Source organism: Pseudarthrobacter sp. MOO13, assembly GCF_058267655.1.
Window position 1 is genome coordinate 614,516 of the sequence record NZ_CM177848.1, and the last position, 15,290, is coordinate 629,805.

16 protein-coding genes are annotated in these 15,290 nt (G+C 66.5%); 12 read left to right on the forward strand and 4 right to left on the reverse strand.

Going from position 1 to position 15,290, the window contains the following annotated elements:
- Nucleotides 1-59 precede the first annotated feature (59 nt).
- Genes AC4EEO_RS02785 through AC4EEO_RS02800 form a run of 4 tightly spaced genes read left to right on the forward strand, consistent with a single transcriptional unit; the run spans nucleotide 60 to nucleotide 4,983 of the window.
- Nucleotides 60-1,337, forward strand: coding sequence for an ABC transporter substrate-binding protein (locus AC4EEO_RS02785; RefSeq protein ID WP_491339811.1), 1,278 nt, complete (start codon nucleotides 60-62; stop codon nucleotides 1,335-1,337).
- Between the two features lie 4 nt (nucleotides 1,338-1,341).
- A complete protein-coding gene (locus tag AC4EEO_RS02790; protein ID WP_018761752.1) occupies nucleotides 1,342-2,283 on the forward strand; it encodes a carbohydrate ABC transporter permease in 942 nt (313 codons plus the stop codon).
- Nucleotides 2,284-2,286: 3 nt separating this feature from the next.
- Nucleotides 2,287-3,219, forward strand: coding sequence for a carbohydrate ABC transporter permease (locus AC4EEO_RS02795; RefSeq protein ID WP_018761751.1), 933 nt, complete (start codon nucleotides 2,287-2,289; stop codon nucleotides 3,217-3,219).
- A gap of 39 nt (nucleotides 3,220-3,258) precedes the next feature.
- Nucleotides 3,259-4,983: a hypothetical protein gene (locus AC4EEO_RS02800; RefSeq protein ID WP_491339812.1), complete on the forward strand. Its 1,725-nt coding sequence runs from the start codon at nucleotides 3,259-3,261 to the stop codon at nucleotides 4,981-4,983.
- 8 nt (nucleotides 4,984-4,991) lie between these two features.
- On the opposite strand, the gene AC4EEO_RS02805 is transcribed toward AC4EEO_RS02800, so the two are convergent.
- Nucleotides 4,992-5,753, reverse strand: coding sequence for a CPBP family intramembrane glutamic endopeptidase (locus tag AC4EEO_RS02805; protein WP_491339813.1), 762 nt, complete (start codon nucleotides 5,751-5,753; stop codon nucleotides 4,992-4,994).
- A 204-nt stretch (nucleotides 5,754-5,957) separates the two neighbouring features.
- Between AC4EEO_RS02805 and AC4EEO_RS02810 the strand changes: the two genes are divergently transcribed.
- Nucleotides 5,958-7,418, forward strand: coding sequence for an amino acid permease (locus AC4EEO_RS02810; RefSeq protein ID WP_018761748.1), 1,461 nt, complete (start codon nucleotides 5,958-5,960; stop codon nucleotides 7,416-7,418).
- Between the two features lie 100 nt (nucleotides 7,419-7,518).
- Here the strand turns inward: AC4EEO_RS02810 and AC4EEO_RS02815 are convergent, their stop codons facing one another.
- Nucleotides 7,519-8,253, reverse strand: a complete 735-nt coding sequence (locus AC4EEO_RS02815; protein ID WP_018761747.1) for a dienelactone hydrolase family protein — start codon at nucleotides 8,251-8,253, stop codon at nucleotides 7,519-7,521.
- Nucleotides 8,254-8,350: 97 nt separating this feature from the next.
- Here AC4EEO_RS02815 and AC4EEO_RS02820 point away from each other — a divergent pair, with 97 nt between their 5' ends.
- Nucleotides 8,351-9,421, forward strand: a complete 1,071-nt coding sequence (locus tag AC4EEO_RS02820) for a DNA polymerase IV (RefSeq protein ID WP_491339814.1) — start codon at nucleotides 8,351-8,353, stop codon at nucleotides 9,419-9,421.
- A gap of 105 nt (nucleotides 9,422-9,526) precedes the next feature.
- Here AC4EEO_RS02820 and AC4EEO_RS02825 read toward each other — a convergent pair whose 3' ends face one another.
- Nucleotides 9,527-9,703, reverse strand: coding sequence for a CsbD family protein (locus tag AC4EEO_RS02825; RefSeq protein ID WP_491330544.1), 177 nt, complete (start codon nucleotides 9,701-9,703; stop codon nucleotides 9,527-9,529).
- A gap of 102 nt (nucleotides 9,704-9,805) precedes the next feature.
- Between AC4EEO_RS02825 and AC4EEO_RS02830 the strand changes: the two genes are divergently transcribed.
- From AC4EEO_RS02830 to AC4EEO_RS02845, 4 genes are all read left to right on the forward strand, one after another.
- Entirely contained in the window at nucleotides 9,806-10,480 is a 675-nt protein-coding gene (locus AC4EEO_RS02830; RefSeq protein WP_026264582.1) for a pentapeptide repeat-containing protein, read from the forward strand.
- Nucleotides 10,481-10,597: 117 nt separating this feature from the next.
- The gene (locus AC4EEO_RS02835; RefSeq protein ID WP_491339815.1) at nucleotides 10,598-11,824 is read left to right on the forward strand and encodes a thiolase family protein; all 1,227 of its coding nucleotides are present in this window, start codon (nucleotides 10,598-10,600) and stop codon (nucleotides 11,822-11,824) included.
- Nucleotides 11,824-12,627 (forward strand): enoyl-CoA hydratase/isomerase family protein, encoded by an 804-nt coding sequence (locus AC4EEO_RS02840; RefSeq protein WP_491339816.1) that lies wholly within the window; start codon nucleotides 11,824-11,826, stop codon nucleotides 12,625-12,627. The genes AC4EEO_RS02835 and AC4EEO_RS02840 overlap by 1 nt, the downstream gene beginning before the upstream one ends.
- A gap of 3 nt (nucleotides 12,628-12,630) precedes the next feature.
- Entirely contained in the window at nucleotides 12,631-13,503 is an 873-nt protein-coding gene (locus AC4EEO_RS02845) for a 3-hydroxyacyl-CoA dehydrogenase family protein (RefSeq protein ID WP_109045220.1), read from the forward strand.
- Between the two features lie 12 nt (nucleotides 13,504-13,515).
- Here the strand turns inward: AC4EEO_RS02845 and AC4EEO_RS02850 are convergent, their stop codons facing one another.
- Nucleotides 13,516-13,749, reverse strand: a complete 234-nt coding sequence (locus AC4EEO_RS02850) for a DUF6480 family protein (protein ID WP_491339817.1) — start codon at nucleotides 13,747-13,749, stop codon at nucleotides 13,516-13,518.
- A 76-nt stretch (nucleotides 13,750-13,825) separates the two neighbouring features.
- Between AC4EEO_RS02850 and AC4EEO_RS02855 the strand changes: the two genes are divergently transcribed.
- Both AC4EEO_RS02855 and AC4EEO_RS02860 read left to right on the forward strand, forming a co-directional pair.
- Nucleotides 13,826-14,446: a GNAT family N-acetyltransferase gene (locus tag AC4EEO_RS02855; RefSeq protein ID WP_491339818.1), complete on the forward strand. Its 621-nt coding sequence runs from the start codon at nucleotides 13,826-13,828 to the stop codon at nucleotides 14,444-14,446.
- An 82-nt stretch (nucleotides 14,447-14,528) separates the two neighbouring features.
- On the forward strand, nucleotides 14,529-15,239 hold the full coding sequence (locus AC4EEO_RS02860; RefSeq protein WP_109045222.1) for a tyrosine-protein phosphatase: 711 nt from the start codon (nucleotides 14,529-14,531) through the stop codon (nucleotides 15,237-15,239).
- The last annotated feature ends 51 nt before the right edge of the window (nucleotides 15,240-15,290 follow it).

The window sequence follows — 15,290 nt, forward strand, 5'->3', positions numbered from 1 at the left end:
AGGTCACAGTTTCTAGCGGAAAGGGTTTTCCCCGCTATCGCGAGAGACAGGACAGAGCATTGTCAGAGACGACAAGAATCTCCAGCATTACCCGCCGCCAGTTTGGGCTGACGGCCTTCGGACTGTCGGCCCTGGCTGCCGGCCTCACCGCCTGCAGTGGAGGAGGGGGAGGGAGCTCCACGGATGGCGGCGCCAAGACGCTGCAGCTTATCCTGTCCGGCGACACCAACCAGGGCGGTGCGTTCGCCGCCGCCGCCAAGAAGTACAAGGAAGCCACCGGGATCACCATCGAGGTTGTCGACGTCCCCACCGCGGACATCACCACCAAGCTGAAGAACGCGGCCACTGCGAACGACCTTCCGGCGCTGGCCCGCGTCACCGGCCTCGACCCGCTGTGGGCCAACCAGCTCCAGGACCTCACGGACATCGCCAAATCCCACAACATCGATCCCAACTTCCTGCAGCAATCGCCGGACGGCATTATCCCCGCCATCCCCTCCGACCTCACCGCCGTGGGGCTCTTCATCAACAAGAGCTTGTTCACCAAGGCCGGCGTCGCCTTCCCGACATCGATCGACACCACCTGGACCTGGGATGAGTTCATCGCAGCCGTGAACCAGGTCCGCGAGAAGGCAGGCGCCAAGTACGGCGTGGTGATGGACCGCTCCGGCCACCGGCTGCGCGCCATGATGTACGAATTCGGCAGCACCGCCTTCGCCAAGGAAAACGGCAAGTACACCGGCGACAGCAAAGCCGTGGAGACCCTGGAGTACTTCAAGAAGATCAACGACGACCAGACCATGCCCAAGTCCGTCTGGCTCAGCGGCGAGGACGGCAACGCCATGTTCAAGAGCGGCCAGGTGGCCGCCTACTACTCCGGCAGCTGGCAGGTGGCGGACTTCAACAAGAACATCAAGGACTTCGAATGGCTGTCCGTTCCGCTGCCCAAGAAGGACGTCAACGCCACCAACCTCGGCGGCGGATTCATGGTCGCCTTCAAGGACACCGGCGCAGATGAGGAAGCCAGGAAGTTCATTGACTGGTTCTACAACGACGCCAACTACACCGAGTTCGCCAAGACCGGCGGCTACCTGCCGGTCAAGGACCTGAAGGTGGACTACCCGTTCCAGCAGGCATCGTTCGAGCTTTACCAAAAGCAAATCGCCGGCAACCAGGCGAAGGGGGACAACGCCATCAAGCGCGTGGTCATCGAGGCTTACGCCGAGACCCCGTTCTCCGGCGATCCGCTCCGGGAGGAGACCGTCAAGATGCTCTCCGGCGGCCAGGACGCCAAGACCACGGTGGACAACATCGTGAAGCTCTACAACGGGGCCTGATCCCGTGGCACAACCAACCATCACTCCGACGGCGGCCCCGGCACCGCAGCCGGGGCCGGTCCGCAGCAAGTCGGCGCTGAAGCGCCGCAACCGCTACGTCATCGCCCCGCTGGTCCTCATCGGCGTCAACGTGGTGCTCTTCCTGGTGTTCTTTGTTTGGCCGGGAGCGCTGGGCATGCTGTACTCCTTCACGGACTACCGCGGAATCGGCAAGCTGCACTTCATCGGCCTGGCCAACTTCCAGAAGCTCTTCGCTGACGGCTCGTTCTACGCCGCCCTGGGCCGGACCTTCGTGTACACGGTCCTGTCGGTCCCGCTGGTCTACGTCTGCTCCCTGGGCGTGGCCGCGTTGCTCGTCAGCAAAGCCGTCCGCGGACGCACAGCGGCAAAGACCGTGATCTTCCTGCCCTGGCTCATTTCGCCCATCGTGGTGGGCGTCATCTGGAAGTGGCTGTTCGGCCAGGACTTCGGCTTCATTAACTTCCTGATTTCCGGCTTGGGCGGGAATCCGCTGCCATGGTCCAGCGACGGCAACCTGGCCCTCGCCGTGGTGATCTTCGCCTCGGCGTGGGGCGGCACTGCCTTCAACATGCTGCTGTTCATCGCCGCGCTGAAGAACATTCCGGAATCCCTGTTGGAGGCCGCGGAACTCGATGGGGCCAACGCCTGGCAACGTTTCCGGCACGTCACCCTGCCGGGCATCGCGCCGACGTCGTTCATGGTGATCCTGCTCTCCACCATCCATGCCATGAAGGAATTCGCCATGATCCAGGCGCTGACCGGCGGCGGCCCCGGAACGCAGAACACCCTGATCGTGCAATACATCTACAAAACCGGTTTCGAGCAGTCAAAGGTGGGCTACGCCAGCGCCGCCTCCATGGTGCTGATGGTGGTCCTGCTGGCCATCGCCCTCATCCAGCTCCGGTTCAACAGGAAGAAGGGCTGACCCGTGGCAACAGCTGCCAACCTGCCTCCCGCGGTAGCGGAGGAACACGCCCAACCAACCCGGAACGACCCAGCACCACGCCGCAGGGACGGCCGCACCCAGCCGGGCAACCGGGAGATCCGGGCCAAGGCCTCCATCCCGCTGACCCTGCTGATGTGGGTGATCGCCGCCATCTACGCGCTACCCCTGCTCTGGTTCCTGCTCAGCTCTTTCAAGCCCGGCAGCGAACTCTTCAGCTACCCGCTGTCCATGATTCCCCGGGAATGGACCTTCCAAGGCTTCGTGGACGCATGGGAACGGGTGGACTTTGCGCAGTACTTCCTGAACACGGCCACGGTCTCCATCACCACCACGGTTCTGACGGTCTTCTTCAGCGCCTGCACCGGATATGCGCTGGCCAAGTACAACAACAAGGGCACCCGGCTGTTCTTCGTATGCATCCTGGCCACCACCATGCTGCCCACCGAGGTAATCCTGAACCCCACGTTCTCGGTCATCCGGGACCTGGGCCTCTACAACTCGCTGGCCGGCATCATCGTCCCGTCGGTACTCACGGCCACCGGGGTGTTCATGTTCCGGCAGTTCTTCCTCACGGTTCCGGATGACCTGCTGCACTCCGCCAGGATCGACGGCGCGGGCGAGCTGGCCATCTTCTTCCGGATCATGCTCCCGTTGTCCAAGCCCATCCTGTTCACGCTGGCCATCTTTTCGTTCCAGTGGCGGTGGAACGACTACATCTGGCCCCTGATCGTGCTCAACGACCCCAAGTGGTACACCCTGCAGGTGGCGCTGCGGAGCATCGTTGGGGCGGAAAACATCGACTGGCCGGTGCTCCTGGGGGCCTCGGTGATCTCGCTCCTGCCGCTGGTCCTGGTGTTCTTCGTCTTCCAGAAATACGTGCTCAACGCGGACGTCAGCGCCGGGCTGAAGGATTAGGACGGTCCCGCCACTGCGGGCCGGTGAAAGGCAGCAACAGTGCAGACAGCAACAACGGACACAGCCTTCCTGGCGCGGGTGGCGGCAGAAGCGGACCGGGAGGTCGCGGCGTTCCTGGCAGCCCACGACGACGACGTGCGGGCCTTGGCGCACCGGCCGGCCATGGCCAGGCTGCTGGCCCTGGCCGCCGTGTTCACCGAGCCCGGCTCCGGCTACTTCGCGCAGGAAACCCTTGCCACGGCGATGCGGCGGTGCCTGGACCGGTTGGAGACCCTCCAAGGGCCCACCGGCCTGTTCGACGGCACCAACCTGTCCTCGCCGCCGGACTCCGCGTTCACCCTGAACGACGCCTGCCTGGCGGTGCGGCTGGTCCGCGCAACGGAAACCCCGGACCACCTACTGGCGGAGGTGGACGAGCGGCTCGAGGCCATCATCGCCACGTCCGTTGACGCCATGGTGGCAGGCGGCGTCCACACCCCAAACCACCGCTGGGAGCTCTCCGCCGCCCTGGCGCAGATCAACACGCTGCACCCGCGGCAGGACATCGGCGCCCGGATCGAACAATGGCTGGCCGAGGGCATCGACCAGCTCCCCGACGGCATGTACTCCGAGCGCAGCCCCCTGTACGCCACTGCCGTGACCAATCCCTCGCTGCTGACCATCGCGGACGCCACGGGCCGGACGGACCTCCTGGACCACGTCCGGCGGAACCTCGCCGCCTTCCTGCCCTGGCTCAACGCTGACGGCACCGTGGAATCCGTCTTCTCCCGCCGGCAGGACCAGTGGATGCAATTCGGCGCCGCCCCGTTCCTTCACCTTTACAGCCGGCTGGCGGCCCAGGACGGCCGGGCCGATTTCGCCGCGGCAGCCACCTGGCTGGCCCGGCTGCCCCTGCACGAGCCCGCGAAACTGCTTGCCCTCACCCGGCTGGACCCCTGGCTGTCAGCGGCCCTGCCGGCCGATCCGCCGTCGCACGCCGCCGCGCTGCCGGCACCCCTCGCTCCGGCCGCGGCGGCGCTCGAGAGTTGCGGCGCCTACCGGTTCCGCGGAGCAGGGTCAGTGGCCACCGTGTTCGGCGGCTGCGACCCCCTGGTTCCGGGCGTCGGCTCCGGGCTTGCCACCAACCCCACCTTCCTCCGCTTCGGGCACGGCGCGGCCATGCTGTCCGATCTGCGGCTGTCCAGGAGCTTCTTCGACCTGGGCCCTTTCCGCAGCCAGGACACGGTGCGGCAGGGCGGCGTGCTGGTGCTCGCCGAGCAGCTGGAAGCCAACTTCTACCAGCCCCTGCCGCCGGCCAAGCAGCGCCCGGATGGCATATACGCCCTGGAGCATGAAGGCCGGTTCAGCGCCGGCATGGAGTTCAGTTCGCGCGCCGCCGACGTCCACCGGCTTGCCACGGAGATCAGGATCAAGGCAGCAGGCGGGGAGGTAGGCCTGGACATTGGGTTCGAAGGAACGCACACGGCTTTCGCGCTCGAGCTGACCTTCCAGCCCGGCGGGGTGCTCGACGGCGTGGAGCCGGCAGGTGCGCACGGAACCTTCCAGCTGGTGGGCGGTACCGGCACGTACCGGGTGGGCGCGGACGTGATTGAGTTTGGACCCGGGCTGCCCGCAGATCCGGATACTCCTGCCACCTACAACCCGGGTGAAAGCTACCGCTACCTGGGCGGCACGAACGCGGCCGGCGGCACCAAGGTCTACATCACGGGGCGGACCAGCGGCACGCACCGCTTCACAGTGCGCGGGTACACGCTGGCGGACTGAGCGCCGGCTTACGCCTGGACGTGCTGCATCTGCTCGAACAGTTCCGGCGGGATGGAGTAGACCAGGACCACGGCCAGCAAATTCTTGGCGGCGTGGACGAAATAGGAAAACATGACGTTCTTCCCGGTCCATACGTAGACGAACACCAGCGTGGCCCCCATGGCCAGGTAGGGAAGCAGTGCCGTGAGGGTGATGGCCTCCTGCCCCACGATGTGCATCGCCGCGAACAGCACTGCCGAGAGGACGCAGCAGATCCAGAGGTTCACCCGCCTGCCCAGCTTGCCGATCAGCAGGTGGCGGAAGATGTATTCCTCCACGAACGGTCCCACCACCACCAGCAGCGGCACCATGAGCCAGGGCGGCACCTGCTGTATCAGGGCCTGCAGGCCTGCCTGGTTGGCGGACGTTTCCACCTGCCCGTTCAGCGCCACCAGGACCGCGGTCAGGACCAGCATCGCGATGACCGCGGCCGGAACCATTAACAGGGTGAACCAGGGCCGGGTCGCCAGGACTTTGAGGTCGCGCGCCACTACTTTCCGGGCGGCCAACAGCGCCACGATTCCCACCGAGGAATAGAACAGCAGGTTCACCGCATACGAGGCGGCGGCCGGGGACGGCGCAATCTGCCGCAGGAAAGGGGCCACCAGGTCGCCGGCCGCAGCGAAGAATCCCGCGATGGCCACGTAGAGGCAGAGCGCCGCCAGGTCCAGTCGGGAAAAACGGTACAGCTGTGGCTGTGGAGCGGGTGGTATGCGATGGGCTGTGGCCATGCTTCAGCCTATCGCCGGGGGTGCCGTGTAGCGCGCGTCACGTACCCGGCGCCCGGTCTTGTAGGATGGACAGGCCGCGTGAAGCTTCGGCTACTCGATGATTTACGCTCACAATCGCTGGTTTCTTGGCATTAAGGCCGAATTTTGTGAGCCGTATCATACGGATTCCGGATGCGGCCAACCCCCAACCCACAAGGAACAGTTGTGCCTCAAAGTACCCCCACAGACCTCAAGAACACCGCCGCGGCAACCGCCGCCGTCGACTCCTCCCTCAGCGCCGAGGGCTACAGCAAGACCCTGGGCCGACGCCACGTCACCATGATCGCCATGGGCGGCGCCATCGGCGTGGGCCTCTTCATGGGAGCCGGCGGCCGGCTCGCCTCCACCGGCCCGGCCCTGATCTTCTCCTACGCCATCGCCGGCGTCATCGCCTACCTGCTCATGCGGGCCCTGGGCGAACTCATCATGTACCGGCAGACCTCAGGCTCCCTGGTGAGCTACGCCGGCGAGATGTTCGGCAAAAAGGGCGCGTACATGTCCGGCTGGATGTACTTCATCAACTGGGGCATGACCGGCATCGCCGAGCTCATCGCGATCGGCCTGTACTTCCAGTTCTTCTTCCCCAATGTCCCCGTGGAAGCCTCGGCCATCGCCGCGCTGGCGCTCCTCGTGGCCGTGAACCTCCTGAGCGTCAAGGCGTTCGGCGAGTTCGAATTCTGGGCATCCTGCCTCAAGGTGGGCGCCATCCTGACCTTCCTGGTGGTGGGCACGTTCATGGTGGTCACCAACGCCCAAGTGGGTGACGGGCACGCCTCCGTCAACAACCTCTTCGCGGCCGAGGGCGGCATGTTCCCCAAGGGTGCGCTGGTGATGGTCCTGGTCCTGAATGCCGTCATCTTTGCCTACAACGGCATCGAGCTGGTCGGCGTCACTGCCGGCGAGATGCAAAAGCCGGAACGCGAGGTGCCCAAGGCGATCCGCGCCGTCGTACTGCGCATCGTGGTGTTCTACGTGGGCTCCGTCCTGCTGCTGGCGATGCTGCTGCCCTCGGACCAGTACAAGGCCGGCACCTCCCCGTTCGTTACCGTCTTCGGCCAGATGGGCCTGGGCTGGGTGGGTGACGTGATGAACATGATCGTGATCACCGCCGCACTCTCCTCCTGCAACTCCGGGCTCTACTCGATCGGCCGCGTCTTCCGCACCATGGCCAACAACGGCCACGCCCCGCAGTGGCTCACCCGCATGTCCAAGCGGCACGTCCCGTATGCCGCCATCCTTGCGATCGCCGCGTTCTACCTTGTGGGCATCCTGCTGAACATCTGGCTGGGCGGCTCGCACGCGTTCGACCTCGCCTTGAACACCGCCTCGATCGGCGTGATCTTCTGCTGGGGCTCCATCTTCGCGAGCCAAATCGTGTTGCGCCGCCGCAAGGGCATCACGTCCACCCTGCCGATGCCGGGTTCGCCGTGGACCAGTTGGGCCGGCCTGCTGGGCCTGCTGGCCATCACCGTGCTCATTGGCTTCGACACCATGACCAGCAAGGACGGCGAGGTGTTCTACCTGGGCCTCTGGACGCTGGCCACCATCCCGTTCTTCGCGGTGGTCTTGTGGCTTGGCTGGCAGAAGGTCAAGGGCAACCAGCCCAAGAGCGAGCTCTACAGCTGACGCCGGATCTTCCTGAGCAACGTTCGACGGCGGGCCGTCCCTTGGGTGGGGCGGTCCGCCGTCGGCGTTTCCTCCTTGATGTCCGGGCGGGTCCGGTGCGTCAGGCAGCGGAGTCCTTCAGGTGGCGGGCAAAGTAGTCCTCGATCCGCTGCCAGGCCTCCGGGGCGGAGTCCGGGTCCGGCCCGATGCCCATCACGCGCATGAGCGGACGAAGGACCACGGGTCCTTCGTCGGTGTCGTTCAGGAAGGCGTGGCCGGCGCCGGGGAACTCCTTGACGCTGTGTTCGATTCCCAGCCTGTCCAGGGCTGATTCGAGCCGGGCAGCGGCCCCCTTCAGGGGCCTGTCCGCGCCGCCGTAGTTGGCCACGATGGGGCAGGCGCCGCGGAGGGCGTCGTCCAGGTTGCCGGGCAGGCGACCGTAATTGACCGCGGCTGCGTCGAAACCGTCCTTGGCCACCAGCAGCGCGAAGCCGCCGCCCATGCAAAAACCGATCACGCCGGTTTTTCCGGTTGATTGCGGGGAGGCGGCAAGCCACTTCCGCGCCGTGGCGATGTCCGTGAATGCCCTGCCGGTGCCGGCAGTCATGCTGCGCATGGTGCTGACCAGGCAGCGGCGCGCCCCGCCCTCGCTGAACAGATCCACTGCCAAGGTCAGGTAGCCGGCCCGGGCCATCCTGTCGGCGTGCCTGCGGGTCTGGTCGGTCAGGCCAAAGGCCTCGTGGATCATTACGACGCCGGGGAAAGGGCCTTGGCCCTCCGGCGTGGCCAGATAGCCGCCCAAGGAAGGCGAGCCGCCGGCGGTGGCGCTTTCGGCGCTGAGGTCAACGTAGGTCATGGCTAAGGCTAACCGGGCAGTATGCATTTACTGTGCGGATCCAACCGCGGACCCCGGGACGCTGGTGCGCGGCGCTTGGCCCGGGCAGACTGGGGCTGTGAACGAACCATGGGTGCTGCACGTGGACCTGGACCAGTTCATCGCTGCCGTCGAAGTGCTCCGCAGGCCGGAGCTCGCGGGCAAGCCCGTGATCGTGGGAGGCCGCGGCGATCCCACCGAACGTGCCGTGGTGTCCACAGCGTCCTACGAAGCCAGGGCCTACGGCGTGGGCTCCGGCATGCCGCTGCGCATCGCCGCGCGGAAGGTGCCGGACGCGGTCATCCTGCCCGTGGATCATGAGGCATACCTTGACGCGTCCGAGAAAGTGATGGCGGTCCTGCGCTCGCAGCCCGGCGCCACGGTCCAGGTGCTGGGATGGGACGAAGCCTTCGTGGGGATCGAGGGCGGCGTCCCCGAAGATATCGCCAGGCAGCTGCAGCTCGCCGTCCTGGCGGAAACCAGGCTGCACTGCAGCATCGGCATCGGGGACACCCTGGTCCGGGCCAAGGTGGCCACGGGGTTCGGCAAGCCCGCAGGCATCTTCCGGCTGACGGAAGGGAACTGGCTCCACGTGATGGGGGACAGGCCCACAATCGATCTGTGGGGCGTGGGAAAAGCGGTGTCGCGGCGGCTTGCCACCCTTGGCATCAAAACTGTTGCCGAGCTCGCGGCGGCCAACCCTGCGGACCTGGTGCCCGAGTTCGGTCCCAAGATGGGCCCGTGGTACGCCCAGCTGGGACGGGGCGAAGGGTCGCGGGTGGTTGATGACACACCGTGGGTGGCCCGGGGACACAGCCGGGAAACCACCTTCCAGCGCGACCTGACGGAGGCAGCGGACATTGACGGCGCCCTCAGGGAATTGGCAGCGCACGTCATGGACGATGTCGCCGCGGAAGAGCGGCCGGTGGTCGGCCTCACCCTGAAGGTGCGCTACGCGCCGTTCACCACCACAACGTACGGCCGGAAGATCCCCGCAACGTCCGTCCCTGCGGAAGTGCTCGCACACGCCCTGGAGCTTGCCGCGAAGATCGAGCCCGGCCGCCCCGTCAGGTTGCTCGGCCTGCGGGCGGAAATGACCATGCCGGAAGACTCCCGCCAGGGCCACACTCCCACCCGCAGCGGCTGGTGATTTTGCCCGATGCGTGTGGACAGCGGAACGGCGGCGGATCTGTCCGATCCGCCGCCGTCGGGCTGATGCAGCACGCCGTTCGCTGCGGCTGCAGCAGAGTGGCTGTCAGTCGCGCCTGAACTCGTCCTTGACGCTTTCGCCCACCTTCTTGGCATCCGCCTTGACCTGGTCCGCCTGGCCTTCAGCCTTGAGGCGGTCATTGTGGGTGACGTTGCCGGCAGCTTCCTTTGCTTTGCCGCCAAGTTCTTCGGCTTCGTTGCTGATCTTGTCTCCGAGGCCCATGGTGCCGGCCTCCTTCCGTTTCCGTCGATCGTTTACATTTTCACCATAAACGAAGCTTGCTTACTAATTCAAGGGATGGGGCGGGCGGGCTAGGCTCGGGGGATGGAGAAAAAGCGCGGACGTGGGCCGGCCGGGGTGCAGGCACCCCGGGTTTCACCGGTGGAGCTCACTGACCTCGAAGACCAGGCGGACGCCGCCTTCCGGCGCGGCGAGCGGCACGAAGGGGTCCGGTTTAGCCGCGCGGACGCAGAGGGATTCGACCTGGGCGGGTCTGTCTTTTCCGAGTGCCGGTTCGATGCCGTGTCCTTCAACGACGCGCAGCTCCGGGGAGCATCCTTCCGTGACTGCATCCTGGCCGAGCTGTACGCCCCCGTTTTCCGCGGTGCCCGCAGCACCTGGCAGGACGTGGAGCTCCGCAACCCCCGGCTGGGTTCAGCGGAACTGTACGAAACCGGCTGGCAGTCCGTACGGATCGACGGCGGCAAGGTGGACTTCCTGAACCTGCGTGGTGCCAAGCTCACGGATGTGCTGATCAGCGGGTGCATCATCAATGAACTGGACCTTGGCGCCGCCGGGGCCGTCCGGGTAAGGCTCGAGGACTGCACCATTGGATCCCTGGACTTGGCCGGCGCCAAGCTGAAGGATTTCGACATCCGCGGGACCGGATTCCGCAAGATCAGCGGGCTGGGCAGCCTCTCCGGCCTGGTTGTTGACGAGTACCAGCTGGGCCTCCTGGCGCCGCTGATCGCCGCGCACCTGGGCGTCACAGTCCTTTAGCCGGGTGCGGAGCGGAACCTTGCCGTGTACCATTTACAGAACGAACGGTCGGTAAGTGGTGCATCCGCTGTGCCGGCCGCCGATGACAGTGCTGTTTATCGCGTGAAGGGTGTATCCATGGCTGCAACCGCAGGTCCGCAGGCTTTCCTTGTTGGCGGGGTCCGAACGCCGGTGGGCCGGTACGGGGGTGCCTTGTCCGCCGTGCGGCCGGACGACCTCGCCGCCCTGGTGGTCCGCGAAGCCGTGGAACGCGCCGGCCTGGACCCGGAAAGCATCGACGAGGTGATCCTGGGCAACGCCAACGGCGCAGGGGAGGAGAACCGGAACGTTGCCCGCATGGCCACCCTGCTGGCAGGCCTTCCGCTCCACATCCCGGGCATTACGGTCAACCGGCTGTGCGCCTCCGGACTGAGCGCCATCATCCAGGCGAGCCACATGATCAAGGCCGGAGCCGCGGACATCGTCATCGCCGGCGGCGTGGAATCCATGAGCCGGGCACCCTGGGTGCAGGAAAAGCCCACCGCCGCCTTTGCCAAGCCAGGCCAGATCTTCGACACCTCCATCGGCTGGCGCTTTACCAACCCGCAGTTCCAGCAGGGCGGCCTCTCCCGCGACGGGAAGATGACCTACTCGATGCCGGAAACGGCGGAAGAAGTGGCCCGAGCGGATGGCATCTCCCGCGAGGATGCGGACGCATTTGCCGTCCGCTCGCACCAGCGTGCCCTCGAGGCCGTCGCCGCCGGGCGCTTCAAGGACGAGATCGTCCCCGTCACGGTGAAGACGCGCAAGTCCGAAACGGTGGTGGACACGGACGAAGGGCCCCGCCCCGGCACGAGCCTCGACGTTCTCGCTGCCCTCCGGCCGGTAGCACCGGGCGGCTCCGTGGTCACCGCCGGAAACTCGTCCTCGCTCAACGACGGCGCCTCGGCCATCATTGTGGCCTCGGAGGCAGCCATCGAACGGCTGGGCCTGACCCCGCGGGCACGCATCATCGACGGCGCTTCCGCCGGCTGCGAACCCGAGATCATGGGCATCGGTCCTGTCCCCGCCACGCAGAAAGTGCTCAAGCGCAGCGGCCTAAGCGTTGGTGACCTGTCCGCCGTCGAACTCAATGAAGCTTTTGCCACCCAGTCACTGGCCTCCATCCGGCGCCTGGGCCTGGATCCGGACATCGTGAACCGCGACGGCGGCGCCATCGCGCTGGGTCACCCGCTCGGCTCGAGCGGGTCCCGGATCGCCATCACCCTGCTGGGGCGGATGGAACGCGAGGACGCCAAAATCGGCCTCGCCACCATGTGCGTCGGCGTCGGCCAAGGCACCGCCATGCTGCTGGAGAAAATCTGATGGCCGCCGCAGTGGACCTTGCCGCCGAAGTGTTCTCCGCCCTCAAAGTGGAGGAACGGGACGACCGTGTGGTGGTGCTGCTCAACCGGCCCGAGGTAAAGAACGCCATCGACCAGCAGATGGTGGACGAACTCCACACCGTGTGCGCAGCGCTGGAACAGAATCCCAGGATCCTGATCATTGCAGGGGTGGACGGGGTGTTCGCCTCCGGGGCAGACATCGCCCAGCTGCGCGAACGGCGGCGGGATGACGCCCTGCAGGGGATCAACTCCACCATCTTCGTCCGGATTGCGAAGCTGCCCATGCCGGTCATCGCCGCGCTGGACGGCTACTGCCTGGGTGGCGGCGCGGAACTGGCCTACGCGGCGGACTTCCGGATCGGCACCCCCACCGTGCGCATCGGCAATCCCGAAACGGGCCTGGGCATCCTGGCCGCGGCAGGCGCCAGCTGGCGGCTCAGGGAACTCGTGGGTGAACCGCTGGCAAAGCAGATCCTCCTGGCCGGCCTGGTCCTCGGCGCCGACGAGGCACGGGCGGCCAACCTCATCACCGAGATCCACGACCCCGCGGACCTGCTGGCCGCGGCCCACAGCCTTGCCGACAGGATCGGGCGCCAGGACCCCCTGGCCGTCCGCATCACCAAATCCGTGTTCCACGCCCCCGCGGAAGCCCACCCGCTGATCGACCAGCTGGCCCAGGGCATCCTCTTCGAATCCCAGGCCAAGTTCGACCGCATGCAGGCGTTCCTCGACCGCAGCGCCCGGAAGAAGGCCAACCCCGCCAACCCCGCAGACGGAAAGTAGACCATGAGCGAATCGCAACTGACTTCAGCCCTCCCGGCCCGGGTGGGTGTCCTGGGCGGTGGCCGGATGGGCGCCGGGATCGCCCATGCATTCCTGGTCAAGGGCGCCGACGTGCTGGTGGTGGAACGCGACGAGCAGGCTGCGGAGGCGGCACGGGAACGGGTGGAATCCGCGGCGGCAAAGAGCATCGAGCGCGGGGCAACGGACGCAAACCTGGACGAAATGGTCTCCCGCCTGGCCGTCGGCGTGGACTATGACGCCTTCAAGGACCGCCAACTGGTGGTGGAAGCCGTCCCGGAAGACTGGGACCTGAAAGTTACGGCGTTGCGGGGCATCGAGGAGCGGCTGGCGGAAGACGCCTGCCTGGCATCCAATACGTCCTCGCTGTCCGTGAACGGGCTCGCGAAGGAGCTGAGGCGGCCGGGCAATTTCCTGGGGCTGCATTTCTTCAACCCGGTGCCCGCTTCCACGCTCATCGAGGTGGTGCTGGGCGAGCACACCTCGCCCGGACTCGCTGTGGAGGCGAAGAGGTGGGTGGAGGCACTCGGCAAGACCGCCGTCGTCGTCAATGACGCGCCGGGGTTCGCGTCCTCCCGGCTGGGCGTTGCCATCGCGTTGGAGGCCATGCGCATGGTCGAGGAAGGCGTAGCCTCGGCCGAGGACATCGACAACGCCATGGTGCTTGGCTACAAACACCCCACCGGGCCGCTCCGGACCACGGACATCGTGGGCCTGGACGTCCGCCTGGGAATCGCCGAATACCTGCAGTCCACCCTGGGTGACCGGTTCGCACCCCCGCAGATCCTGCGCGACAAGGTGGCCCGCGGGGAACTGGGCCGCAAGACCGGCAAAGGCTTCTTCGACTGGCCCAGCTAGCGGCCGCCCGCGTTAGTGGAAGAAGCCCACGATGTAGCCGATGAAATACAGCAGGCAGAGCAGGACGACCACCCCGATGATGGCAATCCAGAGGAACTGCGTGCCCTTGCCCGGCCCGCGCTCCTCCGTGCCATGGGGCCCGACCGTGGATGCTTCGCCCGGCGGGGTTTCGCCGGGCGGAACGCCGCCGCCGGGCTCCAGACCGGTGATCTTGTCGTCTTCCGGATCCGGATTGGTACCTGACACAATGACTCCCTCGCTCGCCGTCCACGTGCTTGCCCAAGCGTAACCGGCACCGAACCGGTGGGCCTAGGCTGGTGCAGTGACTTTCCTTGAACCCCTTACCCTGACCGGCCGGCACGTAATCCTGGAGCCGCTCGCGGAGGAGCATCACGACGGCCTGGTGGAGGCCGCCAGGGATGGTGAGCTCTGGAAGCTCTGGTACACCTCGGTGCCGGCCCCTGATGGGATGGCCGCCGAAATCAGGCGGCGGCTGGCACTGCAGGACCAAGGGTCAATGCTGCCGTTCACCACCCGCCTGATCGATGCGGAAACCGGCGGCCCGGGCCGCATCATCGGCATGACCACCTACATGAACATCGACGCCGCCACGCCCCGCGTGGAGATCGGCTCCACGTGGAACGCGGCCTCCGTGCAGGGGACCGGAACGAACCCGGACTCCAAGCTCCTGCTGCTCGGGCACGCCTTCGAGGCCGTGGGCTGCCCGGCGGTGGAGTTCCGCACCCACTGGCTGAACCACCAGTCGCGGGAGGCCATCGCCCGGCTCGGTGCCAAGCAGGACGGCATACTGCGCAGCCACTCCCGGACCAGCGACGGGAACCTGCGCGACACCGTGGTGTTCTCCATCCTGGACCACGAATGGCCCGCCGTCCGCGCAGGGCTCGAGTACCGGCTGGACCGCCGCGGCCCGGCTGCCCGCTGATGACGCCAGAAGTCTTCCCGTGCGGCATGCGGCTCCCAGCACCCTGTGATTAGCTGGGCGGATGAGCAAACGGGGCAGGCCCATGAACTGGGATGGAGCTGTCAACGCCTGGCACATTTCGGGCGGCATCTACCGCATGGGGCGGCGTGAGTGGCTGACGGCGTCCGGGTGGCGGCAGATGTTCGACGACGGCGTCCGCACCGTCGTCGATCTCCGCAACGCAGCGGAAGGCCGGCGCCGGGACACCGACCCGGTGGTCCCGGACACGTCCATGCCGGACATCGACGTGGTCCAGGCGCCCACGGAAGAGGCCGGTGATCCGCGCTTCACCGCCATCACCGGGCCGTATTTGAACGACCCCGGGCATTACGCCGTGAACGCCCGCCTCTTCCCGGAAAAGCTGGTGGGCGTCTTCCGGGCCATCGCCCACGCCGCACCCAAGGGGGATGTCCTGCTGCACTGCGCCGCCGGCCGGGACCGCAGTGGAATGGTGGCCGCCATGGTCCAGGACCTCGCAGGCGATTCCGACGAAGCGATCGCAGAGGGCTACCGGCGGGCGGCACGCGGCATCAACGAGAGGTACCGCACGCACGGGCCGCCGCACAGCCGCGAACGCTACCTGGCCGCAGGTGAACTCGAGCCCTTGCTGGAACAACGGGGGCTCACCGTGGCCAGGTTTGTCCGAGACCTGGATACCCGCCACTACCTTCTGGCCAACGGTCTCACCGCAGTAGAACTCGAGGCTGTCCTGGCCTGTTGCCAGGACAGCGTAGATACAATGGGACCAGTGTGACGCATGTGACCTGAGATACTGTTGTTTCCTCGGTCACGTTGACCGGCAGAG

Excerpts from the sequence above, each read along its gene's own strand:
- AC4EEO_RS02805 (WP_491339813.1), bottom strand. The coding sequence starts at position 5,753 with ATGGCCACAGCCCATCGCATACCACCCGCTCCACAGCCACAGCTGTAC.
- AC4EEO_RS02815 (WP_018761747.1), bottom strand. The coding sequence starts at position 8,253 with ATGACCTACGTTGACCTCAGCGCCGAAAGCGCCACCGCCGGCGGCTCG.
- AC4EEO_RS02825 (WP_491330544.1), bottom strand. The coding sequence starts at position 9,703 with ATGGGCCTCGGAGACAAGATCAGCAACGAAGCCGAAGAACTTGGCGGC.
- AC4EEO_RS02830 (WP_026264582.1), top strand. The coding sequence starts at position 9,806 with ATGGAGAAAAAGCGCGGACGTGGGCCGGCCGGGGTGCAGGCACCCCGG.
- AC4EEO_RS02835 (WP_491339815.1), top strand. The coding sequence starts at position 10,598 with ATGGCTGCAACCGCAGGTCCGCAGGCTTTCCTTGTTGGCGGGGTCCGA.
- AC4EEO_RS02840 (WP_491339816.1), top strand. The coding sequence starts at position 11,824 with ATGGCCGCCGCAGTGGACCTTGCCGCCGAAGTGTTCTCCGCCCTCAAA.
- AC4EEO_RS02845 (WP_109045220.1), top strand. The coding sequence starts at position 12,631 with ATGAGCGAATCGCAACTGACTTCAGCCCTCCCGGCCCGGGTGGGTGTC.
- AC4EEO_RS02860 (WP_109045222.1), top strand. The coding sequence starts at position 14,529 with ATGAACTGGGATGGAGCTGTCAACGCCTGGCACATTTCGGGCGGCATC.